This is a genomic window from Agrobacterium sp. CCNWLW32 (assembly GCF_037083425.1).
Lineage (GTDB): Bacteria > Pseudomonadota > Alphaproteobacteria > Rhizobiales > Rhizobiaceae > Agrobacterium > Agrobacterium radiobacter.
On sequence record NZ_JBAOJM010000002.1, the window covers coordinates 680,378 to 701,951 of the forward strand.

Below are 21,574 nucleotides of genomic sequence, written 5' to 3' on the forward strand. Positions count from 1 at the left end.
CGCCAGACCCTATCGAGGCGCGGGTTTTGCCCGCGCCTTTTTTCTATTCTACCTTGAGGATGCTCCCATGAGCCGTGACGCTGTGAAAACCCTTTTCCACCCCTTTGCCTCGGAAATGCTTCCTATGCCGAAAGAGGGCGAGCGCGTTCTGTTTCTGGGAGCTGAGGCCGGTCCGCGCCTTGATGGTTTCGACGCCGAGATCGTCGCGGTTCAACATCTCCGGCCGCTCTACCGGGCCTTGCAGGCTCAGGGCGCAGAAGTCACCCCGGATGTTTCGGGCGAGGACTACGATGCGGCGCTTTTGCTGTGCGGCAAGCACCGTGGCGAAAACGAAAACCGCGTCGCCGAAGCACTTTCGCGCGTGAAGGCCGGCGGCCTGATCGTCGCGGCCGGATCGAAGGAAGACGGTATCGTGACACTGCGCAAGACGCTGGCGAAGCTTGGCATCGAGGCGGAATCGACACCGAAATATCACGGCGTCGCCCTCTGGTTCAAACGTCCGGACGATATTGCATCTGCCGTGTCGAAACTCGCCCAGAAACCGGCGACGGTGGAAGGCCGTTTCACCGCCCTGCCCGGCATGTTCTCGCATGACCGCGTGGATGATGGCTCAGAACTGCTCGCATCGCGCCTGCCGACCGATTTTGACGGCAACGCCGCCGATTTCGGCGCGGGCTGGGGTTATCTCTCAGTCATGCTGGCCGAGAAATCGCCGCGCACGGCCCGTATCGATCTGTTTGAAGCAGACTGGAACGCGCTGGAATTTGCAAAGACCAATCTTCTCGAAAACAATCCGCGACTGACGGCGCGTTTCTTCTGGCAGGATCTGGCAAACGAGCCGCCGAAGGAAAAATACGACCTTATCATCATGAACCCGCCTTTCCATGCGGCGGGACAGGCAGCAGAACCTGCCCTCGGTCAGGCCTTCATCAAGGCTGCCGCCGGCGCACTACGCAGCGGCGGCAAGCTGCTGATGGTCGCCAATCGCGGCATGCCCTACGAGCCAGTGCTCGCGGCTGAGTTTCGCACCAGCACTGAAGTGTGCCGCAACGCCCGCTTCAAGATTCTGAGCGCCCAGAAGTAATCAACGCAGCAGAATAATCAGCTCAACAGCCATGCCCATAGCGACACGGAAAGAACACCGGTCGCTGTGGAAATGCTGATGGTGGAGGCGGCAACGCTGTGGCCGATGCCGAAGCGGTTGGCGATAAGCCAGGCATTCACCCCAGTCGGCACCGACGAGGTAAGCACGAGCGCCGCGGTCCATTCCCGGCTAAGACCGAGCGCATGACCCATTGCCCAAACGCAGGCGGGCAGCAGCAGCAGCTTGAACACCGTCATGGTGACGGCAATGCCCATATTGCCGCGGATGGTGTATTTGGTCAGCGCCATGCCGAGCGAAATAAGCGCCGCCGGCCCCGCCATGGACGCGATCTGATCAACCACGGTTTTCAGAATGGGCGTCAGCGCTACACCGGAAACATTGGTCGAAAGCCCGATGACAAGCCCAATCACCAGCGGATTGGTAATGAGATTGCGGCCTACCTGCTTGAACACCGCAGCCATGCTGCGCTTTTCACCGCCGACCGCCTTATGAGTAGCATTTTCCATCAGGATCGTGCCGGCGATCATCATCACAGGCAGATGGATGGCGAGCAGGATGGAGAGAGCGACCAGCCCCTCATCCCCCACGGACCGCCCGACCAGCGGTAGGCCGATGAAGATATTGTTCGCAAAGGCCGAGGAAATGCCGGCAATGACGGCGATGCGGACATCCTGCTTGAAGACATAACGGGTGACGATATGCCCAACCGTCCAGGTGACGGCTACGCCGGCGAAATAGGTGATCCACAGTCGGAAAGGCGAAGCACCGTGAAAATTCGCTTCGGCAAGCGTGCGGAAGATCAAGGTCGGCACAGCAATCTTGAACACAAAGTCGCTGAGGATATCGCCGGCATCGGCCCTGAACAGACCGGCCTTGACGGTGAGCCAACCGATCAGGATGAGAATGAAAATCGGGGCGACATTCGCGGCAACGGCAGACATGGAGGGAAAGCTTTCGCGGCTTTTGCGGGGAGATACTCCGCTTTAGAGCCTTTTCAGCGGGAATGGAATCACGAATACGCTTTCGCTCCGCGTTTTCGTCCGATGAGGTATGCCGTGAAGGGGAAGAACGTGGTGAGGCGCTTGGGCGGAAACGCCCTTAGTGGCCACGTGGTGCCATGGGCGGGCGTTCTCCAAAAAGAAAAAGCGGGGTCACCCCCGCCTTTTATGTCCGTTATATACCGCCAGTACATCCGTGGCGGAGATAACGGTTGAGCCAGAAGACCATCATGTCTTCCATTCCGGTACGCGTTCACACACCTTTTGCTCTGGTAGAAGGAATAGCTTAACCACATTACAGGCAGATGACGCGTTTTCGCCCCATCCTGAGAACCGCATATTTTCTCTTTGGGCTTTTCTTGCCGCGAGAAATGTTTAAGACCTTTCGAAAAATATGCACACCCCGTGCGAAACGGATAGGGCCTATGACGAAATTCGACGTACTGACTGTCGGCAATGCCATCGTCGACATTATCTCCCGCTGCGATGATCGCTTTCTCAACGACAATGCCATTACCAAAGGTGCGATGAACCTCATCGACGCGGAACGCGCCGAGCTGCTTTATTCGCTTATGGGGCCGGCTCTTGAAGCCTCCGGCGGCAGCGCTGGCAACACGGCAGCAGGCGTAGCGAATTTCGGCGGTAAGGCCGCCTATTTCGGCAAGGTGGCGGAAGACCAGCTCGGAGAAATCTTCCAGCACGATATCCGCGCCCAGGGTGTCTATTTCGAAACGAAACCGGAAGGCACCTTCCCGCCGACCGCCCGCTCCATGATCTTCGTGACCGAAGACGGCGAGCGCTCGATGAACACCTATCTCGGCGCCTGCGTCGATCTCGGTCCGGAAGATGTCGAAGATGATGTGGTGGCGGATACGAAAGTCACCTACTTCGAGGGTTACCTGTGGGACCCGCCGCGCGCCAAGGACGCCATCCGCGAATGCGCCCGCATTGCGCATGAAAACGGCCGCGAAGTCTCCATGACGCTTTCCGACAGCTTCTGCGTCGGCCGCTACCGCGAAGAGTTTCTCGACCTGATGCGCTCCGGCACGGTGGACATCGTTTTCGCCAACAAGCAGGAAGCGCTGTCGCTCTACGAAACCGACGATTTCGAACTGGCGCTGACCAAAATCGCGGCCGACTGCAAGATCGCGGCGGTGACGATGAGCGAGGAAGGCGCCGTCATTCTGCGCGGCACGGAGCGTGTGAAGGTAGAGGCCTATCCGGTGCATGACGTGGTCGACACGACGGGTGCGGGCGATCTTTTCGCCGCCGGATTCCTGTTCGGTTATACGCAGGACCGGTCGCTCGAAGATTGCGGCAAGCTCGGCTGCCTTGCGGCTGCCGCCGTCATTCAACAGATCGGCCCGCGCCCCATGTCATCGTTGAAGGCGCTTGGCGAAAAACACGGCCTTATTTAAAGGCTTCGCCCGGGTAAGCACCCCAGATTTCGCCCTGCGAAACCCAGCCCGAGGCCTGACCGGCCTCGGCGCGGCACCAGTCGCCATTGCATTCGCCGATCCTGAAGACGACGCCCGGCTCAAGCCGTGCAACAACGGAAGCGCCCGACTGCGCTTCGCGGCGCATGTTCACAAAGACTTCCTTGCCCTTGCCACGCATCCACGGAGCCGCAACGGCCGTGCGCTCACCTGACAGCAGGGCCTGATTGACCCAGCCTTCCGTGCCGTCGGCATCGCGGATACGCCGCCAGTTTTCATATTCCTGGATGATTTCGACGGGCATTCCCGATTTCAAATACATCCATGACACGGCATAATCCGTGCTCGGGCCGATGCGCATATTGACGCGCTTTGATTTCAGGCTGACAAAACGCGGCAGCGGCAGACCGCTTGCGCCTTTTGCGGCACCCTGCGCCATGGCTTCGCCGGCCGCACCGAGAAGGCCCAGAGACAATGCAATGCAAACGATAGAAACCACACTGCGTATGCCCATTTCCGTTTCCCGCCTTCTGCAAACCGGATGATATTTAAGGAGGCTCGTTTCCACATGCCTCAAGCTTCAGCGAGTTTTATTTGTCTTCGCCGGTGGGTCTGGTAGAAACGCCCTGATTGAAAGAAATTATCGCTCTTTCTGGTTAATGACTTCTGAACAAGGCAGCGGCAAACGATGACCCACAAGAAGAGACCGACAGTCTATATCACCCGCAAATTGCCAGACGTCGTCGAAACCAGAATGCGCGAACTCTTCGATGCCGAGCTGAATATCGACGATACGCCGCGCCGCGAAGCGGAGCTTGTCGCCGCCATGCAGCGAGTGGATGTGCTGGTGCCGACCGTCACTGACCGCATCACCGCCGCGATGATCGATCAGGCGGGGCCGCAGCTGAAGCTGATCGCCAGCTTTTCCAACGGTATCGACCATGTGGATGTCGATGCCGCAGCCCGCAAGGGCATTACCGTCACCAACACACCCAATGTGCTGACCGAGGACAGCGCCGATATCACCATGGCGCTGGTGCTGGCCGTGCCGCGCCGCATGATCGAGGGCACACGCGTGCTCGCCAATGGCGCAGATGAATGGCTTGGCTGGTCACCGACTTGGATGCTGGGGCGGCGTATTTCCGGCAAGCGCATCGGTATTGTTGGCATGGGCCGCATCGGAACGGCGGTTGCACGCCGCGCCAAGGCCTTCGGGCTTTCCATTCATTATCATAACCGCAAGCGCGTCAATCCGGCCACCGAGGCGGAGCTTGAGGCGACCTATTGGGACAGCCTCGACCAGATGCTGGCGCGGGTGGATATCGTTTCCGTCAATTGCCCCTCGACGCCTGCAACTTATCATCTGATTTCGGCGCGGCGGCTCGCGCTGATGCAGCCGACCAGCTACATCGTCAATACTGCGCGCGGCGATATCATCGATGAGGCGGCGATGATCCAGTGCCTGCGCGAAGGCAAGATCGCCGGCGCCGGTCTTGACGTCTATGAGAACGAGCCTGCGGTGAACCCCAAGCTCATCAAGCTCGCCAAGGAAGGTAAGGTCGTGCTGCTTCCGCACATGGGTTCTGCGACGATCGAAGGCCGCATCGAAATGGGCGACAAGGTCATCATCAACATCCGCACGCTGTTCGACGGCCACCGTCCCCCGAACCGGGTGCTGCCGGGGCGGAACTGAGCCGGCTCAGGCCACCGTCGTTCGATCATAGGGAGGGAAAGTTCAATGGGTATCCAGGCGAAGTTCTTAACGGTGATCTCCATCCTGCTCATGCTGGTCGGCGGTTCGGCCCAGGCCGCTTCGCCCTCCCCTGAAGAGACTGCGGAACTCTATTATCGCGCCTGGCTGAATTTTGATCGCGCCAGCATGTCTCGTTTGAACAAGGAATGGGGATTCTCGGGTAGCAGCCCGCGCTACACGGATATGGAACTGGTTGCAGACCCGGTCGCCTGGCAACGCAAAAACAGAGGCATGCATTCACCCAAGGGGACAACGAACGAACAATCGGAGCAATTCGCAAAGCTCTGGGTGGCGAGTACGAAACGGGTGCGTTGTAAGGCGGAGCCCGCACGTATCGGTGCACAAACGCCCACGGGTGTTGTTGTGGCGCAAATCAGGATGAACTGCTCTCTGCCGGATGTCGCGCCAGCCTTCCAGCGGCTGAAGGCCAGTGCAAATGCAGACGAGATCGGCGACAGAACGCGCATGCCGTCCGCAAGACTGATGAAGCAGATGGTGGAAGCGACAAAGGCGGCTCCTCTCACCCACAAGGTCAGCACGGAAATCCAGCTCTTCAGCGGGCCGGAGAAAGCTGTGTGGCGGGTCGGATCGGCAGAAAACCAGTCGCAGACCGGCATTGACCGCGTCTCCTCGGTCTTTCTCTCCCAGATGGTGCAATCCGGCCTTTTGCAATAGGCTCTGTGATCGGCCAGGGAAGATAACTCCGGACTTTACGCAGCCGGATCGGCTGAAGACGATTTCAGCCGAGGACCTTGGTCATCTCGATCGAGGTCGTGCGATCGTAACCGGCATGGGCGTTTTCAGCAGTCTTGACGAAACCCCAGGCGGCGAATCTGGCGTGATTGGTGATCAGCTCGATGCGGGTTTCCAGCCGCAGCGCCGGCAGCGCCAATTCGCGCGCCAACGCTTCGGACCTCTGCAGCAGCATCTTGCCTATGCCCTTTCCCTGCGCCTGGGGTGAGACGCACAGCTTTCCGACGTAAAGACAGGCGGGTGGCTCCGGCCGGCAGAACAGGCAGCCCAACAGTTCGCCTTCGTCCACCGCAACGAAAGCAATTTCCGCCCTCGCCTTTTCGGAGAGATTATCCAGCGTCAGGCGATGGGCCGAGGACGGTGGATCGATGACGCCGTCCATATAGGCGAAGGACGACATGATGAGCGCCAGCAATTCCTGCCAGCGATCGAAGTCCTCTCCGATCTCGATAATCTCGGTCACGGCTTCCCTCCCGTTGCCCGCCGCTTGTATCGCACGGTTTCGAAACGGGCAGACAGGGCATCATAGAGGAGCAGGCGGCCGATCAGCGGTTCGCCGGCACCGGTGATCACCTTGATCGCCTCCATGGCCATAAGCGTGCCGATAACCCCGGTCAGCGCGCCGACAATACCTGTTTCCGCGCAATTGGGAATAAGCCCCTGCGGAGGCGGCTCGGGAAACAGGTCACGATAGCCGGGCAGCAGAATGCCCTCGGCATTTGTCTCGTAGGGTTTCAGCACCGTCACCGAGCCGTCAAAACGGCCGACAGCACCCGTTACCAGCGGTCTCCTGGCAGCCTCCGCCGCATCGGCGGCGGTATAACGCGTATCGAAATTGTCCGAGCCGTCGATAAGGAGATCGAAGGGTTGCAGATGGTCATGCGCCCAGACCTGCGAAAAGCGTTCCTCATAAACAAGAGTACGGACATACGGGTTGAGACGGGCGATGGCCTTGCGGGCGCTTTCCGTTTTCAGCTCCCCAATCGTGCCAGTATCGTGGATCACCTGTCGCTGGAGGTTGGAGAGGGAAACCACATCGTCATCGATCATGCCGAGCGTGCCGACACCGGCGGCGGCAAGATAATGAAGCACGGGCGCACCAAGACCGCCCGCTCCGATCACCAGTACGCGCGCCGCCTTCAGCCGCTGCTGTCCGGCGCCGCCGATTTCCGGCAGCAGGATGTGACGCTTGTAGCGTTCGATTTCTTCCGGGCTCAGCGGGTCCATGTCGCACTCCATCTCTCTGCCGTCATGCCGTGATGCTCCCGTGGGAGACATTGAAGAACTGCGCCCGCTCACCAAGGGCCGAGAACATGGCCGCATCCGTTCCCGTCATGAAGCTCTGGCCGCCAAGCGCGTGAATGAGATCGAACAGCGCCGCCCGCCTGCCCTCATCCAGATGGGCGGCGATCTCGTCCAGCAGCAGGACCGGCGCATGGCCGGTCATATTGGCGGTGAGCTGCGCATGGGCAAGCACCAGCCCCACCAGCAGCGCCTTCTGTTCCCCGGTTGAACAGCGTTCGGCCTCCATGTCCTTTTCCGCATGACGCACGAAGAGATCGACGCGGTGCGGCCCATCCAGCGTACGGCCGGCAGCGGCGTCGCGATACCGGCCATCGCGCAACATAAGCCTGTATTCATCCTCCAGATCGACGGCAGGGCGGTTGAGCCCATCGTCCATGAAACCGGAAAGCGAGAGCGCTGCCGACGGGAAAGCGGCATTGCCCGCCCGCCCTTCGATCAGGCTCTTCAGAAGGCCGAGCATCTCATAACGGGCAACGGCCATGGATATGCCGAGTTCGGCCATCTGCTTTTCGATACCGTCCAGCCAGACCGGATCAAAACGGCCTTCCGAAAGCAGGCGGTTGCGGCCGCGCATGGCCTTTTCAAAATCGCTTGCCCGCCGTCCATGAGCTGGATCAAGCGACAGCACCAGCCGATCAAGGAAACGCCGGCGATCCGATGATGAGCCGGTAAAGAGGCCATCCATGGCGGGCGTCAGCCACAGCACCCGCAGATGGTCGGTCAATTCGTCGACGGATTTGACGGGCGTGCCATTCAGTCTCAGGCGACGCGACACCACCTCTCCGTCACCTTCGATCCCGGTGCCGATGGCGACTTCGCCATCCATGCCTTCGACATCGGCAAAAATCGAGAAACCGGCAGCCTCCGCCCCCACCCGTGTTACGTCGGATAAAGTGGCCCGGCGCAGGCCTCTTCCGGGTGAGAGAAAGGAGACAGCCTCAAGCAGATTGGTCTTGCCGGAACCATTGTCGCCCGTCAGCACCACATGGCGGTCATCGAGCGTGAGCGCAGCCGCCGCATAATTGCGGAAGTCCGTGAGTTTCAGCCGTAAAAGCGACACCTTGTTCGTCATCTTTACGGCCTAAAACGAACATGTCCGGATAGCAAGGCGGGGAATGCCTCTCCACATCGAAGACCATCGCAGCAGCGCAATTCATTCTCCAGTAGCAACTTTTTTGACGGCCGGTTATTTATCAGCCGTTCCTTGTCATCGGTAGCCCATTCATGCGCCTGATTTTTTCGCTCCTTCTCACCCTCAGCGTTCTTTCATCCTGCGCGGGCAGACCGGGGGCGGATGTGCTGCAGGCTGTGGACACCAGGGCCAAAGGCACCAAAATCGTAACCGCCTATGTGGCGAGTACACGCGAGAGAAACAAGGACGCAAAAAAGGGCTTCGGGACGGAACGGGCGGCCGAGCCGAATTATGCGCGCTTCGATATTTCCATTCCTCCTACCCATAAAAGCGGAAAAATCGAGTGGTCCAGCGGCAAGCCGGACCCGAAGAAGGACTTCGTTGTTACCAAGGCCGATATGTTGACGAAGACGGCCTTCAACGCCGATCTCGGCGATATTGCCCGCTCTGGCAAGCAGATCGCACTTTTTGTGCATGGCTATAATTACAGCTATCAGGAAGCCCTTTTCCGCGCGGCGCAAATGGCTGCCGATGCCAATATGAATGGCGTGCCATTAGTCTTTTCCTGGCCTTCGCAGGCCAATGTCACCGGCTACGTCGCCGACAAGGAATCGGCGACCTATTCGCGTGATGCGCTGGCCGCCCTATTGACCGACCTCACCCGGCAGACACCACGAAAAAGCGTCGTCGTGTTCGGTCACAGCATGGGCGGCTGGCTGGTGATGGAAGCGTTGCGGCAATTGCGCTTCGAAGGCAGGAACGATGTCATCGCCAAGCTGCAGGTGGTGCTGGCTGCGCCCGATATCGACGCCGATGTCTTCCGCAAGCAGATCGAGGTCGTCGGCCGGCTCAATCCGCCACTCACCGTGCTGGTGTCCAAGGACGACCGGGCCTTAAAAGCATCCTCCATACTGGGCGCTGATGTCACCCGCATCGGTGCGCTTGACGTCACCGATCCGCAGGTTCAGGAAGCGGCCCTGAAAGAGGGCGTGCAATTCGTCGATATCTCCAATCTGGAGGCGTCGGACCCACTCAATCACGACCGTTATGCCGCGCTGGCCTCCATGGTTCCGCAGCTGGAGGCAAGCAGGCGCGGTGGTGATATCAATAGTGCAGGAGCCTTCGTATTCGATGCGATCGGCGCAACGGTCTCCAGCCCCTTCCGCCTTGCGAGCCAGGTGGTGAACCCGCAATAGGCTTTGCGGGTTCCTGCTGACATCAGGGTTTCAGAAATCCCAGTCTTCATCTTCAGTCGCGACTGCCTTGCCGATGACATAGGACGAGCCGGATCCGGAGAAAAAGTCGTGGTTCTCGTCGGCATTGGGTGAGAGTGCCGACAGGATCGCTGGATTGACCCGGCAGGCCTCGGCGGGAAACAGCGCCTCGTAACCCAGATTCATAAGGGCCTTGTTGGCGTTGTAATGCAGGAACTGCTTGACATCCTCGGTCAGGCCAACGCCGTCATAGAGGTCTTCGGTATATTTCGCCTCGTTATCGTAAAGTTCGAGCAGGAGATCGAAGGCGAAGTCCTTGATCTCCTGTCTCTCCTTTTCGCCGAGGCGCTCCACCGCCCGCTGGAACTTGTAGCCGATATAATAGCCATGCACGGCCTCGTCGCGGATGATGAGGCGGATCAAATCCGCCGTATTGGTAAGCTTGGCGCGGCTTGACCAGAACATCGGCAGGTAGAAGCCGGAATAGAACAGAAAGCTTTCCAGGAACACGCTGGCGATCTTCTTTTTCAGCGGATCGCCGCTGTCATATTCGCGCATGATCAGCGCGGATTTGCGTTGCAGGAACTCGTTTTCCTCAGACCAGCGATAGGCATCGTCGACATCAGGCGTGGAGCATAGCGTCGAGAAGATCGAGGAATAGGAGCGGGCGTGCACGGCCTCCATGAAGGAAATGTTGGAGAGCACGGCCTCCTCATGCGGCGTGGCCGAATCCGCCATCAGCCGCACGGCGCCGACACCGTTCTGGATGGTGTCGAGCAATGTCAGCCCGGTGAAGACACGGATGGTCAGCTTCTGTTCTTCCGGCTTCAGCGTTCCCCAGGAGGGAATGTCGTTGGAGAGCGGCACCTTTTCCGGAAGCCAGAAATTCGAGGTCAGGCGGTTCCAGACTTCGAGATCCTTGTCGTCCTCGATGCGGTTCCAGTTGACCGCGCGAATGCGGGACGCGGGTTTTACGGCGATGTTCATTGTCTTGTCCCTCAATTCAGAGCGTGCAGGAAACGCAGCCCTGAACCTGCGTGCCTTCCAGCGCCATCTGGCGCAAACGGATGTAGTAGATGGTCTTGATGCCCTTCTTCCAGGCGTAGATCTGCGCCCGGTTGATATCGCGCGTCGTTGCCGTATCGCGGAAGAACAGCGTCAGAGACAGGCCCTGATCGACATGCTGGGTGGCCGCCGCATAGGTGTCGATGATCTTCTCAGGACCGATCTCATAGGCATCCTGATAATATTCGAGATTGTCGTTCGAGAGATAGGAAGCCGGGTAATAAACGCGGCCGATCTTGCCTTCCTTGCGGATTTCGATCTTCGAGACGATTGGATGAATGGAAGACGTCGAGTGGTTGATATAGGAGATCGAACCTGTCGGCGGCACGGCTTGTAGGTTCTGGTTATAAAGACCTGATGCCATGACGTCCTGCCTCAGCGCCTTCCAGTCCTCCTGCGTCGGAATGGCAATGCCGGCCTTTTCGAACAGTTCCTTCACCTTTTCGGTCGCGGGCAACCATTCCCGGTCGGTATATTTGTCGAAATAGTCACCCGAGGCATATTTCGAATTTTCAAAGCCCTTGAAGCTCTGGCCTCTTTCCACCGCCAGCCGGTTGCTGGCGCGGATGGCATGATAGGTCACGGTGTAGAAATAGATATTGGTGAAATCGACGCCCTCTTCGGAACCGTAGAAGATGCGTTCGCGCGCCAGATAGCCGTGCAGGTTCATCTGGCCGAGCCCGATGGCGTGGCTCGCATCATTGCCCTTTTCCACCGAGGGGACGGAGGAAATGTGGCTCATATCAGACACTGCTGTCAGCGCCCGGATGGAGGTCTCGATGGTCTTGCCGAAATCGGCCGAATCCATTGCAGCGGCAATGTTGAGCGAACCGAGATTGCAGGAAATATCCTTGCCCATATGGCTGTAGGACAGATCGGCATTGAATTCACTCGCTTCGCTGACCTGCAGGATTTCCGAGCAGAGATTGCTCATGCTGATGCGGCCGGCGATCGGATTGGCGCGGTTCACCGTGTCCTCGAACATGATGTAGGGGTAACCGCTCTCGAACTGGATTTCGGCGATCACCTGAAAGAATTCGCGCGCCTTGATCTTCTTCTTGCGGATGCGGCTGTCGGCGACCATTTCGTGATATTTTTCGCTGACCGAAATCTCGGTCAACGGCACGCCATAGACCCGCTCCACATCATAGGGCGAGAACAGATACATGTCCTCGTTGTTGCGGGCGAGTTCGAAGGTGATGTCGGGGATCACCACGCCGAGCGACAGCGTCTTGATGCGGATTTTTTCGTCGGCGTTTTCGCGCTTGGTATCAAGGAAGCGCATGATGTCAGGGTGATGGGCATGTAGATAGACCGCGCCAGCACCCTGGCGTGCGCCAAGCTGGTTGGCATAGGAAAAAGAATCTTCCAGCAGCTTCATCACGGGAATAACGCCGGAAGACTGGTTTTCGATCTGTTTGATCGGCGCTCCGAATTCGCGAATATTGGTCAAGGACAGCGCCACGCCGCCGCCGCGCTTGGAAAGCTGCAAGGCCGAATTGATGGAGCGGCCGATGCTTTCCATATTGTCTTCCACCCGCAGCAGAAAACACGAGACCAGCTCGCCGCGGCTCTTTTTGCCGGCATTGAGGAATGTCGGGGTGGCCGGCTGGAAGCGGCCTGAAATGATTTCATCGACCAGATTGCGGGCAAGCTGCTCATCACCACGCGCAAGGGCCAGCGCCACCATGCAGACGCGATCCTCATAACGCTCCAGATAACGTTTTCCGTCGAAGGTCTTCAGCGTATAGGAGGTGTAATATTTGAAGGCGCCGAGAAAGGTCGGGAAGCGGAATTTCCGGGCATAGGCCTCGTCATAGAGGTCACGAACAAAATTGAAGGAATACTGGTCCAGCACCTCCTGCTCGTAATATCCCTCCGTCACCAGATAATCGAGCTTTTCCCTGAGGTTATGGAAAAATACCGTGTTCTGGTTGACGTGCTGGAGGAAATATTGCCGGGCGGCCAGCCGATCCTTGTCGAGCTGGATCTTCCCGTTCTCGTCGTAAAGGTTCAGCATCGCGTTCAGCGCGTGATAGTCCAGCCCCGCATCAAGCGGTTTCTGGCTTGCGGCTGCCGGCTGTTTGGCGTCCTTGCGCAGCGCGCTCGAGGTCAGCGTGTCCAAAATCGTTCCAATCCATGTTTGACGTTGGCGACGTCTTCTTCCGTGCCGAGAAGCTCGAAGCGATAGAGAAACGGCACCGCGCATTTGCGCGAGACGATATCTCCGGCGGATGCGAAAGCGGCGCCAAAATTCGTGTTTCCCGCCGCGATGACGCCGCGAATGAGATTTCGGTTGGAGGGCTCGTTCAAAAACCGGATGACCGGCTTAGGCACGGCCCCTTTGGTGCCGCCGCCCCCATAGGTGGGGGTGACCAGCACATAGGGTTCCGACACATGAGGCACGTCGTCCTCAGCGCCGAGCGGCAGGCGAAACAAACGCCGCCCCAGTTTCAGAAGGAAACGATGGGTGTTTTCAGAGCGGCTGGAATAGTAGACGATCAGGCCCATCGCCTTACCGCCTCAGCTGATCGAGCCGATCATATCCGGCCGGAAACCCGCCCAATGGCGCTCGCCGGCGACGACCACGGGAACCTGCATGTAACCAAGACCCCGGACGTGATCGAGCGCATCCGCATCTTCGGAGATATCGATGATCTCATAGGGAATACCAATGCGGTCGAGCGCACGATAGGTGGCGGTGCACTGGACGCAGGCGGGTTTGCTGTAAACGGTGACGGTCATGATTTCCTCTCTCGAAGCCGATTTCGGACACGGCTCAACATTGCCGATTACAATCGCAATCGGGTGGCGGTGGATCTGTCATTCAGGTGAGGCACGTAGCCCAGGCAACTCTTCGCATTTTCGGATAGAAACCGGGGTCCGGTTTTCCCAAAATGCTGCAAGCCGCACAAAATCACTCTCTACGCCGACGAGCGCAGCAACTTAAAGAAATGCACTGGCATGACTTCACCCCGAAGCTTGTTCTGGAGGGGGCAGAAAAGGGCGCACGCAAATCATTTGCGTCAACACCTTCCTCCGGACACCCCGCCCGTGGACGTTTGCGCTCAAGGCAGGTCTCCTGACTTGCGGGTCACAACATCTATTCCGGCCTTCCCGGAGCTTTTGGCTCCAGTGACCCAAATCGGAACGATGCTCGCCGCTTACAGTTGCGGGGGCAGTTTCGGCCTTGTTCCGCCATGATGGCGTTACGCACCGAATTCCCGTCTTAGCTCCCAATCCTTGCGAATCGGAAGAACCTTGAACACCACATATAGTATATAAGGAAATTTTTACGTCAATGAATAGACACACAAAAGCCCCACCCTGTGGATCAAAAAGATTCAACACATGGTCAACAAAGGCTTAACGGCAAACGCGCTTTGCCGGTAAAGAACTGGAAAGCGTTAATCTATTCCCAGATATCGATATGAATATCGGCTGGACGCGCGTTTTCGATCACCCTTTTTCCGTTGGGAAGATCGTTTTCGAAAAGCTTGGCATGGATCTGAGCGGCATCGAGACCATAACCCTGCCATCTGTTCCGCAGCCTCTCTTCCAGCACGGCGACGGACGGGCCCACGAAGATGGTGAGGTCAAAGCTCTCGGAAAGGCTTGTCCAGGGCGCTTCGTTCAGCAGCAGATAATTGCCTTCGGCAAGGACAAAGCGCGTTTCCGGCGCAATCGCCCGGGCGGACGCAATGGCAATTTCCCGGGAGCGGTCGAAAACCGGAACAAGCACCTCCTGCCCGCCCTTGCGGACGGCGGAGACGATATCCAGGAAGCCGCGCACATCAAAAGTTTCAGGTGCGCCTTTTCGCGGCAGCAGTCCCCGTTCCTCAAGAATGCCATTGTCCATATGGAAGCCATCCATGGGCAGGACGGCGGCCGTTTCGCCTCGCGCCCGCAAGGCCTCAAAAAGAGCATCCGCAAGCGTGGATTTGCCGGCCCCAGGGGGACCGGCAATGGCTATGATGAAACGGGATTGACCCTCTGCCCGCCGAAGAACGTCTTCGACGATCGTCTCAAGCTTCAGCGTCATGCGGCAAGCGTTTCCTTCGGCGCTTCCTTGGCGCCGGTCATGAAGGCGACGGCGTCGGACATGGAATAGTCCTTCGGATTGATGACGCACAGGCGCTTACCGAGCCGGTGGATATGGATGCGATCCGCAACCTCGAAAACATGCGGCATGTTATGCGAGATCAGGACAATCGGCAGACCGCGGGAGCGCACATCCAGAATAAGCTCGAGAACGCGACGGCTTTCCTTGACGCCGAGTGCCGCCGTCGGCTCGTCGAGGATGACGACCTTGGAGCCAAAGGCTGCCGCACGCGCCACCGCCACGCCCTGGCGCTGACCGCCGGAGAGGGTTTCCACCGCCTGATTGATGTTCTGGATCGTCATCAGGCCGAGTTCCGACAGTTTTTCGCGGGCGAATTTTTCCATGGCCGGGCGGTCGAGCGCCCGGAACAGGCTGCCCTGAATGCCGGGCTTGCGGATTTCACGGCCGAGAAACATATTGTCAGCTATGGACAATGCGGGAGACAGCGCAAGGTTCTGATAGACGGTTTCGATGCCCGCCTTGCGCGCCTCGATCGGCGAGCGGAACTGCACCGGCTTGCCTTCCAGCCTGATCTCCCCTTCATCGGGTGTCACCGCACCGGAAATCGCCTTGATGAGAGAGGATTTGCCGGCGCCGTTATCACCGATGACGGCAAGGATTTCGCCCGGATAAAGGTCGAAATCGGCATTGTCGAGGGCGGTCACACGACCGTAGCGTTTGACGAGATTGCGTGCTGTGAGGATAGGTTCTTTTGCCATCAGCCTGCTACCTTTCTGATCCACTGGTCGATTGCGACAGCCAAGATGATAAGGACGCCGATCAACAGATAGGTCCATTGCGGGTCTGTGCCGATAAGCCGGAGACCGAGTGAAAAGACGCCGACGATCAGCGCACCGAAAATCATGCCCATGATGGAGCCGCGTCCGCCGAACAGTGACAGGCCGCCGATAACCACCGCGGTGATGGATTCGATGTTGGCGAACTGGCCGGCGGTCGGCGAAACCGAGCCGATGCGGCCAATGAGGGCCCAGCCGGCAAAGGCGCAGATGAGACCGGACAGGGTATAAACGGTGGTCAGCATACGCTTGACATTGACACCAGCGAGTTCCGCAGCATCAGGATCGTCACCCACGGCATAAAGATGGCGGCCCCAGGCGGTGCGGTTCAGCACATACCAGAGCAGGGCGACCAGCAGAACCATGGCAATGACGCCATAGGTGAAGACCGCGTTGCCGAAACGGATATTCGCGCCGAAGAACTGCAGGATCGGCGCCTGCTGGGCGATGTCCTGAGCCCGGATCGTCTCATTCGCGGAATAGAGGAAGTTGGTCGCAAGCACGATCTGCCACATGCCAAGCGTGACGATGAAGGGCGGCAGGCGCATGCGCGAAACCAGCACGCCGTTGATGAAGCCGCAAAATGCACCGACGGCGAGGCCACAGAGAATGGAAAGCTCCGCCGGAAGACCGTAACGGAAGGTAAACTGCCCCATGACGACGGAGGACAGAACCATGATCGCGCCAACCGAAAGGTCGATGCCGGCCGTCAGGATGACCAGCGATTGCGCTGCGCCAACGATGCCGACGATCGCGACCTGCTGCAGGATGAGGGTTAGCGAGAAGGCGGAGAAAAACTTGCCGCCAAGGAGCAGGCCGAAAATAATCAGCGACAGCACCAGAACGATAAGCGGCACCGCCGCCGGGCTGGAATGGAGAAAATGCTGGAATTTTTCCAGCGCACTCTTGTCGTGCGTATCGAAAGCGGCGACCTGCGTCGAACTTCCCGAAAGCACCTTTTCAAATTCATTATGCGGCTGAGCCCGCACCGGCTGATCGCTCATTGGATTTTCCTCCCGATCGCTCTATCGCATCAGCCCTGACACCTGGGTCTATCTCCAAAGAGAATGATGCGTAGATTTCAAAGTGTTGTGAAGCGGCCTGTGTCATCCCCGCAGGGGCGCGCAACGCGCTCGTTTATTCCTTTGTCCGATCCCCCGGATCGTGCCTGATATTCATTCTGGTCCAAGGGCGGGGGCACGAATGCCCCCGCGGGTTTCAACGTTGAGGCATCATCCCCAGCACTTGTTGAGACCTTCCTTCGTATCGATCGAGTCGAGGCCCTTGACCGGCTTGTCGGTTACCAGCGTCACGCCGGTATCGACGAAGTTCTTGCCTTCGGTCGGCTTCGGCTTTTCGCCCGTATCGGCAAACTTCTTGACGGCTTCGACGCCGAGCGCCGCCATCAGCAGCGGATATTGCTGAGAGGTCGCGCCGATCACGCCTTCCGCCACGTTCTTGACGCCCGGGCAACCACCGTCGACGGATACGATCAGAACATCCTTTTCGCGGCCGACCGCCTTCAGCGCCTCATAAGCGCCGGCAGCTGCGGGCTCGTTGATGGTGTGGACGACGTTGATGGTGGGGTCCTTCTGCAGCAGATTTTCCATCGCTGCACGGCCGCCTTCTTCGTTACCATTGGTGACATCGTGACCGACGATACGCGGATCGCTCTCGTCGCCGATCTTGTTGATGTCCTTCACGTCGATGCCAAAGCCCTTCATGAAGCCCTGGTTGCGCAGCACATCAACCGTCGGCTGGGAGGGGGTGAGGTTGAGGAAGGCGATTTTCGCATCCTTGGCCTTGTCGCCGAGGCTGCCGGCAGCCCATTTGCCGATCAGTTCACCAGCGAGAAGATTGTCGGTGGCGAAGGTGGAATCGGCGGCATCAACGGGTTCGAGCGGTGTATCGAGGGCGATGACCAGAAGACCGGCATCACGCGCCTTCTGCACGGCCGGAACGATGCCCTTGGTGTCCGATGCGGTGATCAGGATACCCTTGGCGCCATCGGCAATGCAGGTCTCGATGGCGGCGACCTGGCTTTCGGAATCGCCGTCGATCTTGCCGGCATAGGATTTCAGCGTCACGCCGAGCTCTTTGGCCTTGGCGGTCGCTCCTTCTTTCATCTTGACGAAGAAGGGATTGGTATCGGTTTTGGTGATGAGGCAAACCGAAGTATCGGCTGCAGACGCAACGGACGCGAAAGAAACGCCAAGCGCAAGCGCGCCCAGAAGAGCGGAAACAGTGGTCTTCATGAGATCCTCCCAATGGATATTTGAGCACCGTGACGGTTACCCGACGATCCCGTCTCCTCCGAGAACAATGATCGTTGACCCAGATGGAACCACCAAAGGAAACGGCTGTCAATAAATAAATCCGATTGAATTATTAATTCTCTATGGCATTCTAATAGGCGGCAGGGAGGAATATCGCCGCGTCGTTTAACGTTGCGATAGCAAGATTGCCATAAAGCCTGCTGTATCGGTCGCGACGGATATTGCGGGCGGGAGGATGACATATGAGACAATCTGTCGAGACGGCGCCGCCGGCGTCGCCCACCACCATGGATATAAGCAGCGGCGCCAACCAGATCGGGGTGCGCGCCTATAATGAGCGGCTCGTGCTGTCCCTCGTTCGCCGCCACGGCGGACTGTCAAAAGCCGAAATATCAAGACTTTGCGGACTTTCGGCACAGACCGTCTCCGTCATCATGCGGTCGCTAGAGAAGGACGGACTTCTCATTCGTGGTGAAAGACTGCGCGGCAAAGTCGGCCAGCCTTCGACGCCGATGCGGCTTAATCCTGACGCCGTCTTTTCTTTTGGTGTGAAGATCGGCCGGCGCAGCGTCGATCTTGTGCTGATGGATTTTGTCGGCCGGATCAGGCTCAAGCTGCGCAAAACCTATCCCTATCCCATGCCGGAATGGATATTGCCATTTGTAATCGACGGCATAACGGAGCTCGAATCGAAGCTTTCGCCGGCCGAGCGAGAGAAAATTGCCGGCGTCGGCATCGCCGCGCCATTCGAATTGTGGAACTGGGCGCAGGAAGTGGGCGCTCCGCAGATTGAAATGGAGCGATGGCGGGGCGTGGATATCCGGTCGGAAATTGCCGAAAGCGTCAGCTATCCCGTTTTTCTGCAAAACGACGCGACCAGTGCCTGTGGCGCTGAACTGGTTTTTGGAACAGGCCAGCATTATCCGGATTTCCTCTACGTCTTCATCGGTTCCTTTATCGGCGGCGGCGTCGTTTTGAATTCGGCGCTGTTTTCCGGAAAGACGGGAACGGCCGGCGCGATCGGCCCGCTGCCGGTGCAAGGGCAGGACGGCAATACCGTCCAGCTTCTGAAAATCGCGTCGATCTTCGTTCTGGAAAACATGCTGCGGGACAGGGGCATCGATCCGCGTCCCCTCTGGTTTTCTCCAGACGAATGGATCGATTTCGGCGAACCGCTGGAAAGCTGGATCCGAAAAACTGCCGCAGCTCTGGCGCAGGCAGTCATTGCCGCCGCCTCCATCATCGATTTTTCGAGCGTCATCATCGACGGCGGTTTTCCCGATTGGGTCAGAACAAGGATCGTAGCCGCCACCCGCCTTGCCCTTAAACACCACGATTTGCAGGGTGTCACGCTGCCTGAAATCATCGAAGGTGCGGTGGGTAGCCAGGCGCGGGCAATCGGCGGTGCGAGCCTACCGCTGTTTTCGCGCTACCTCATCGATCAGAACGTTCTGTTCAAGGACACGACCGGCTGAGCCTTTGTCGGAGCCCACCGATTTTTGCTTACCCGGCTTTTCATTCGATTTCTGCCGGTCACTCGCCAGCGGCGTGCTGCATGATCGCCGCCAGAAAGGCTGGCCCGTAGCGCTCCAGCTTGGTGTCTCCGACGCCGGGAATCCCAGCCATTTCCTTCGCGGAGACCGGTTTTGCCGTGGCAAGTTCTATCAGGGTCTTGTCATGGAAAATCACATAGGGCGGAACGTTCTGCGCACGGGCAATTTCCATGCGCTTCGCACGCAGAGCCTCAAAAAGACTGCGATCAGCTTCAGGCAAAATCGTCGATACCGTGTTGCGGGGCGTCTGTTGCCGGGCAGAACGCGGAGCAGATGGTATCCTCAGCATCAACGCAGGTTTTTCGCGCAGGAACCGCCGTCCATCTTCGGAAATGGACAGACCACCATGCCCGGACAGATCCACTTCAATCATGCGTAACGCAACCAGTTGACGCAGAATGGCGCGCCAGGTGCGATTGTCATGTTCTTTACCTATACCGTATGTCGTGATGCGATCATGTCCGAAGCGGGAAATCCGCTCATCCTCGACCCCCAGCAACACACGGATGACATAGGCTTGGCCAAAACGTTCACCGGTGCGATAAATACAGGACAGAAGCTTCTGTGCGGCGATGGCCCCGTCAAACAGGTCCGGCGGCTCGGCGCAGGTATCGCAATTACCGCAGGGCTGACACCGGTCGCCGAAATAGGACAGCAGAACCTGCCTGCGGCAGCTCGCGGTTTCCGCAAGGCCGAGCAGCGCGTCAAGCTTCTGGCGCTCCATATATTTGCGCTGGTCCGCAGCATCCGACTCTTCGATAAAGCGGTTGCGCAGGGCGATGTCTTCGTAACCGTAGAGCATGAGTACGTCCGATGGCAGACCATCGCGGCCGGCTCGGCCCGTTTCCTGATAATAGGCTTCGATGCTGCCGGGCAGATCAATATGAACGACGAAGCGCACATCGGGCTTGTCTATGCCCATGCCAAAAGCGACGGTCGCGACAATGATGACCGCCTCGCCGTGCTGGAAACGGGTCTGGTTCTCCTCGCGGGCGGCCTTGTCCATCCCAGCGTGATAGGGCAGTGCATCGCGCCCCTCCTCCCGCAGCCATGCGGCCGTTTCGTCCACCTTCCGTTTGGAAAGGCAATAGACGATCCCGCTTTCACTGTCGCGGTCCTTCAAAAAGCGCTTCAGCTGCGCGCGTGGATTATCCTTTTCCATGATCGCATAGCGGATATTGGGCCTATCGAAGCCGGCGATGAAGGCGTCATCCTCTTCGATTCCCAGGTGACCGAGAATTTCGGTGCGCGTAGGCCCATCGGCCGTTGCTGTCAGCGCCATGCGTGGCGTGTCGGGAAAACGCTCGATCAGCGTATCAAGCTGGCGGTAAGGTGGCCGGAAATCATGCCCCCATTGAGACAGGCAATGGGCTTCATCGATAGCGATCAGCGACAGGGCAATGGGCTGGAGGGCGTCCAGGACATCCGGCTTGAGAAGGGTTTCCGGTGCGGCATAAAGAATGTCGACTTTACCGGCCCGCATATCCCGCCAGAGCGCGCGCCGCTCTTCAGGAGAGAGATCGGAATTAAGAGCCTCCGCACGCACGCCCGCCTGACGCAGGGCAGCGACCTGATCGACCATCAGCGCGATGAGCGGCGAGACGATCAGCCCCATACCGTCGCGTGCAAGCGCTGGAATCTGGTAACAAAGCGACTTCCCACCACCTGTCGGCATCAAAACGAAAGCATTATTGCCCGCCACCACGTGCTGGATGATTTCGGCCTGCCGCCCACGAAACACATCGTAGCCATAGACGGTCTTGAGGATATGCAAGGGATCAGCGGTCACGGCAGCTTTTATCCGAACTGGAATGATGGCGCATCATCACCGTTTTGGGGTCTATGGCAATCCCGAAGATGGAATTGGTCATGGAAGTGCGTAGCGGGATTGATTTTATGACCAGCAGCCCTGTTTTACCGTTGGCAGCGGTGCGGGTCCGCTTTTATATTCCGGACGCCAAAAAGGGCTCGGAGTTTCCCCGGAGCCCTTTGATATGTTTGGTAGGAATTGGTTGCGGGGGCAGGATTTGAACCTGCGGCCTTCAGGTTATGAGCCTGACGAGCTACCGGGCTGCTCCACCCCGC

20 protein-coding genes and 1 riboswitch are annotated in these 21,574 nt (G+C 58.4%); of the genes, 6 read left to right on the forward strand and 14 right to left on the reverse strand.

Going from position 1 to position 21,574, the window contains the following annotated elements; translation table 11 throughout:
- Nucleotides 1-67: 67 nt before the first annotated feature.
- A complete protein-coding gene (locus V6R85_RS07215; protein ID WP_020812795.1) occupies nt 68-1,084 on the forward strand; it encodes a class I SAM-dependent methyltransferase in 1,017 nt (338 codons plus the stop codon).
- A gap of 17 nt (nt 1,085-1,101) precedes the next feature.
- On the opposite strand, the gene V6R85_RS07220 is transcribed toward V6R85_RS07215, so the two are convergent.
- Complete coding sequence (locus V6R85_RS07220; RefSeq protein WP_003507159.1) at nt 1,102-2,046, reverse strand: AEC family transporter; 945 nt, start codon at nt 2,044-2,046, stop codon at nt 1,102-1,104.
- A gap of 482 nt (nt 2,047-2,528) precedes the next feature.
- Here V6R85_RS07220 and V6R85_RS07225 point away from each other — a divergent pair, with 482 nt between their 5' ends.
- Nucleotides 2,529-3,521, forward strand: a complete 993-nt coding sequence (locus V6R85_RS07225; protein ID WP_003507158.1) for an adenosine kinase — start codon at nt 2,529-2,531, stop codon at nt 3,519-3,521.
- Here the strand turns inward: V6R85_RS07225 and V6R85_RS07230 are convergent.
- Complete coding sequence (locus V6R85_RS07230) at nt 3,514-4,053, reverse strand: SH3 domain-containing protein (RefSeq protein WP_003507156.1); 540 nt, start codon at nt 4,051-4,053, stop codon at nt 3,514-3,516. The two genes, V6R85_RS07225 and V6R85_RS07230, sit on opposite strands and share 8 nt — an antisense overlap.
- Nucleotides 4,054-4,227: 174 nt before the next feature.
- Here V6R85_RS07230 and V6R85_RS07235 point away from each other — a divergent pair, with 174 nt between their 5' ends.
- Nucleotides 4,228-5,232, forward strand: a complete 1,005-nt coding sequence (locus tag V6R85_RS07235) for a 2-hydroxyacid dehydrogenase (protein ID WP_111833798.1) — start codon at nt 4,228-4,230, stop codon at nt 5,230-5,232.
- 45 nt (nt 5,233-5,277) lie between these two features.
- Nucleotides 5,278-5,967, forward strand: a complete 690-nt coding sequence (locus tag V6R85_RS07240; RefSeq protein ID WP_111833799.1) for a hypothetical protein — start codon at nt 5,278-5,280, stop codon at nt 5,965-5,967.
- Between the two features lie 64 nt (nt 5,968-6,031).
- Here the strand turns inward: V6R85_RS07240 and V6R85_RS07245 are convergent, their stop codons facing one another.
- Genes V6R85_RS07245 through recF form a run of 3 tightly spaced genes read right to left on the reverse strand, consistent with a single transcriptional unit; the run spans nt 6,032 to nt 8,422 of the window.
- Nucleotides 6,032-6,508, reverse strand: coding sequence for a GNAT family N-acetyltransferase (locus tag V6R85_RS07245; RefSeq protein WP_003507152.1), 477 nt, complete (start codon nt 6,506-6,508; stop codon nt 6,032-6,034).
- The gene (locus V6R85_RS07250) at nt 6,505-7,272 is read right to left on the reverse strand and encodes a molybdopterin-synthase adenylyltransferase MoeB (protein WP_087743139.1); all 768 of its coding nucleotides are present in this window, start codon (nt 7,270-7,272) and stop codon (nt 6,505-6,507) included. Before V6R85_RS07250 ends, V6R85_RS07245 begins: the two co-directional genes overlap by 4 nt.
- Before the next feature lie 22 nt (nt 7,273-7,294).
- Nucleotides 7,295-8,422 (reverse strand): DNA replication/repair protein RecF, encoded by a 1,128-nt coding sequence (gene recF / locus V6R85_RS07255; RefSeq protein WP_003507147.1) that lies wholly within the window; start codon nt 8,420-8,422, stop codon nt 7,295-7,297.
- A 152-nt stretch (nt 8,423-8,574) separates the two neighbouring features.
- Between recF and V6R85_RS07260 the strand changes: the two genes are divergently transcribed.
- Nucleotides 8,575-9,678: an alpha/beta hydrolase gene (locus tag V6R85_RS07260; RefSeq protein WP_099085770.1), complete on the forward strand. Its 1,104-nt coding sequence runs from the start codon at nt 8,575-8,577 to the stop codon at nt 9,676-9,678.
- Between the two features lie 30 nt (nt 9,679-9,708).
- Here V6R85_RS07260 and nrdF read toward each other — a convergent pair whose 3' ends face one another.
- The 8 genes from nrdF to V6R85_RS07300 form a co-directional block, all read right to left on the reverse strand.
- A complete protein-coding gene (gene nrdF / locus V6R85_RS07265; RefSeq protein WP_003507143.1) occupies nt 9,709-10,683 on the reverse strand; it encodes a class 1b ribonucleoside-diphosphate reductase subunit beta in 975 nt (324 codons plus the stop codon).
- Nucleotides 10,684-10,699: 16 nt separating this feature from the next.
- Complete coding sequence (nrdE, locus tag V6R85_RS07270) at nt 10,700-12,886, reverse strand: class 1b ribonucleoside-diphosphate reductase subunit alpha (protein ID WP_099085772.1); 2,187 nt, start codon at nt 12,884-12,886, stop codon at nt 10,700-10,702.
- The gene (gene nrdI / locus V6R85_RS07275; protein ID WP_003507140.1) at nt 12,874-13,272 is read right to left on the reverse strand and encodes a class Ib ribonucleoside-diphosphate reductase assembly flavoprotein NrdI; all 399 of its coding nucleotides are present in this window, start codon (nt 13,270-13,272) and stop codon (nt 12,874-12,876) included. Before nrdI ends, nrdE begins: the two co-directional genes overlap by 13 nt.
- 12 nt (nt 13,273-13,284) lie before the next feature.
- Nucleotides 13,285-13,506 (reverse strand): glutaredoxin-like protein NrdH, encoded by a 222-nt coding sequence (nrdH, locus tag V6R85_RS07280; RefSeq protein WP_111833800.1) that lies wholly within the window; start codon nt 13,504-13,506, stop codon nt 13,285-13,287.
- A 310-nt stretch (nt 13,507-13,816) separates the two neighbouring features.
- Nucleotides 13,817-14,040, reverse strand: a riboswitch (cobalamin riboswitch).
- A gap of 133 nt (nt 14,041-14,173) precedes the next feature.
- Nucleotides 14,174-14,803 carry a nucleoside triphosphate hydrolase gene (locus tag V6R85_RS07285; protein ID WP_111833801.1) on the reverse strand — a complete coding sequence of 210 codons (630 nt, stop codon included), beginning with the start codon at nt 14,801-14,803 and terminating at the stop codon, nt 14,174-14,176.
- Nucleotides 14,800-15,582 (reverse strand): ATP-binding cassette domain-containing protein, encoded by a 783-nt coding sequence (locus V6R85_RS07290; RefSeq protein WP_003507135.1) that lies wholly within the window; start codon nt 15,580-15,582, stop codon nt 14,800-14,802. Before V6R85_RS07290 ends, V6R85_RS07285 begins: the two co-directional genes overlap by 4 nt.
- Nucleotides 15,582-16,664, reverse strand: coding sequence for an ABC transporter permease (locus tag V6R85_RS07295; RefSeq protein ID WP_087743130.1), 1,083 nt, complete (start codon nt 16,662-16,664; stop codon nt 15,582-15,584). The genes V6R85_RS07290 and V6R85_RS07295 overlap by 1 nt, the downstream gene beginning before the upstream one ends.
- Before the next feature lie 228 nt (nt 16,665-16,892).
- Complete coding sequence (locus V6R85_RS07300; RefSeq protein WP_003507133.1) at nt 16,893-17,915, reverse strand: sugar ABC transporter substrate-binding protein; 1,023 nt, start codon at nt 17,913-17,915, stop codon at nt 16,893-16,895.
- 263 nt (nt 17,916-18,178) lie between these two features.
- Between V6R85_RS07300 and V6R85_RS07305 the strand changes: the two genes are divergently transcribed.
- Nucleotides 18,179-19,411 (forward strand): ROK family transcriptional regulator, encoded by a 1,233-nt coding sequence (locus V6R85_RS07305; RefSeq protein ID WP_111833802.1) that lies wholly within the window; start codon nt 18,179-18,181, stop codon nt 19,409-19,411.
- Nucleotides 19,412-19,469: 58 nt separating this feature from the next.
- Here the strand turns inward: V6R85_RS07305 and recQ are convergent, their stop codons facing one another.
- Nucleotides 19,470-21,278 (reverse strand): DNA helicase RecQ, encoded by a 1,809-nt coding sequence (recQ, locus tag V6R85_RS07310; protein WP_111833803.1) that lies wholly within the window; start codon nt 21,276-21,278, stop codon nt 19,470-19,472.
- Nucleotides 21,279-21,574: the final 296 nt, after the last annotated feature.

Bases quoted from the DNA above. Each gene is read 5' to 3' on its own strand.
- V6R85_RS07215 (WP_020812795.1), top strand. From the start codon at position 68: ATGAGCCGTGACGCTGTGAAAACCCTTTTCCACCCCTTTGCCTCGGAA.
- V6R85_RS07220 (WP_003507159.1), bottom strand. From the start codon at position 2,046: ATGTCTGCCGTTGCCGCGAATGTCGCCCCGATTTTCATTCTCATCCTG.
- V6R85_RS07225 (WP_003507158.1), top strand. From the start codon at position 2,529: ATGACGAAATTCGACGTACTGACTGTCGGCAATGCCATCGTCGACATT.
- V6R85_RS07230 (WP_003507156.1), bottom strand. From the start codon at position 4,053: ATGGGCATACGCAGTGTGGTTTCTATCGTTTGCATTGCATTGTCTCTG.
- V6R85_RS07235 (WP_111833798.1), top strand. From the start codon at position 4,228: ATGACCCACAAGAAGAGACCGACAGTCTATATCACCCGCAAATTGCCA.
- V6R85_RS07240 (WP_111833799.1), top strand. From the start codon at position 5,278: ATGGGTATCCAGGCGAAGTTCTTAACGGTGATCTCCATCCTGCTCATG.
- V6R85_RS07250 (WP_087743139.1), bottom strand. From the start codon at position 7,272: ATGGACCCGCTGAGCCCGGAAGAAATCGAACGCTACAAGCGTCACATC.
- recF (WP_003507147.1), bottom strand. From the start codon at position 8,422: ATGACGAACAAGGTGTCGCTTTTACGGCTGAAACTCACGGACTTCCGC.
- V6R85_RS07260 (WP_099085770.1), top strand. From the start codon at position 8,575: ATGCGCCTGATTTTTTCGCTCCTTCTCACCCTCAGCGTTCTTTCATCC.
- nrdF (WP_003507143.1), bottom strand. From the start codon at position 10,683: ATGAACATCGCCGTAAAACCCGCGTCCCGCATTCGCGCGGTCAACTGG.
- nrdI (WP_003507140.1), bottom strand. From the start codon at position 13,272: ATGGGCCTGATCGTCTACTATTCCAGCCGCTCTGAAAACACCCATCGT.
- nrdH (WP_111833800.1), bottom strand. From the start codon at position 13,506: ATGACCGTCACCGTTTACAGCAAACCCGCCTGCGTCCAGTGCACCGCC.
- V6R85_RS07285 (WP_111833801.1), bottom strand. From the start codon at position 14,803: ATGACGCTGAAGCTTGAGACGATCGTCGAAGACGTTCTTCGGCGGGCA.
- V6R85_RS07290 (WP_003507135.1), bottom strand. From the start codon at position 15,582: ATGGCAAAAGAACCTATCCTCACAGCACGCAATCTCGTCAAACGCTAC.
- V6R85_RS07295 (WP_087743130.1), bottom strand. From the start codon at position 16,664: ATGAGCGATCAGCCGGTGCGGGCTCAGCCGCATAATGAATTTGAAAAG.
- V6R85_RS07300 (WP_003507133.1), bottom strand. From the start codon at position 17,915: ATGAAGACCACTGTTTCCGCTCTTCTGGGCGCGCTTGCGCTTGGCGTT.
- V6R85_RS07305 (WP_111833802.1), top strand. From the start codon at position 18,179: ATGAGACAATCTGTCGAGACGGCGCCGCCGGCGTCGCCCACCACCATG.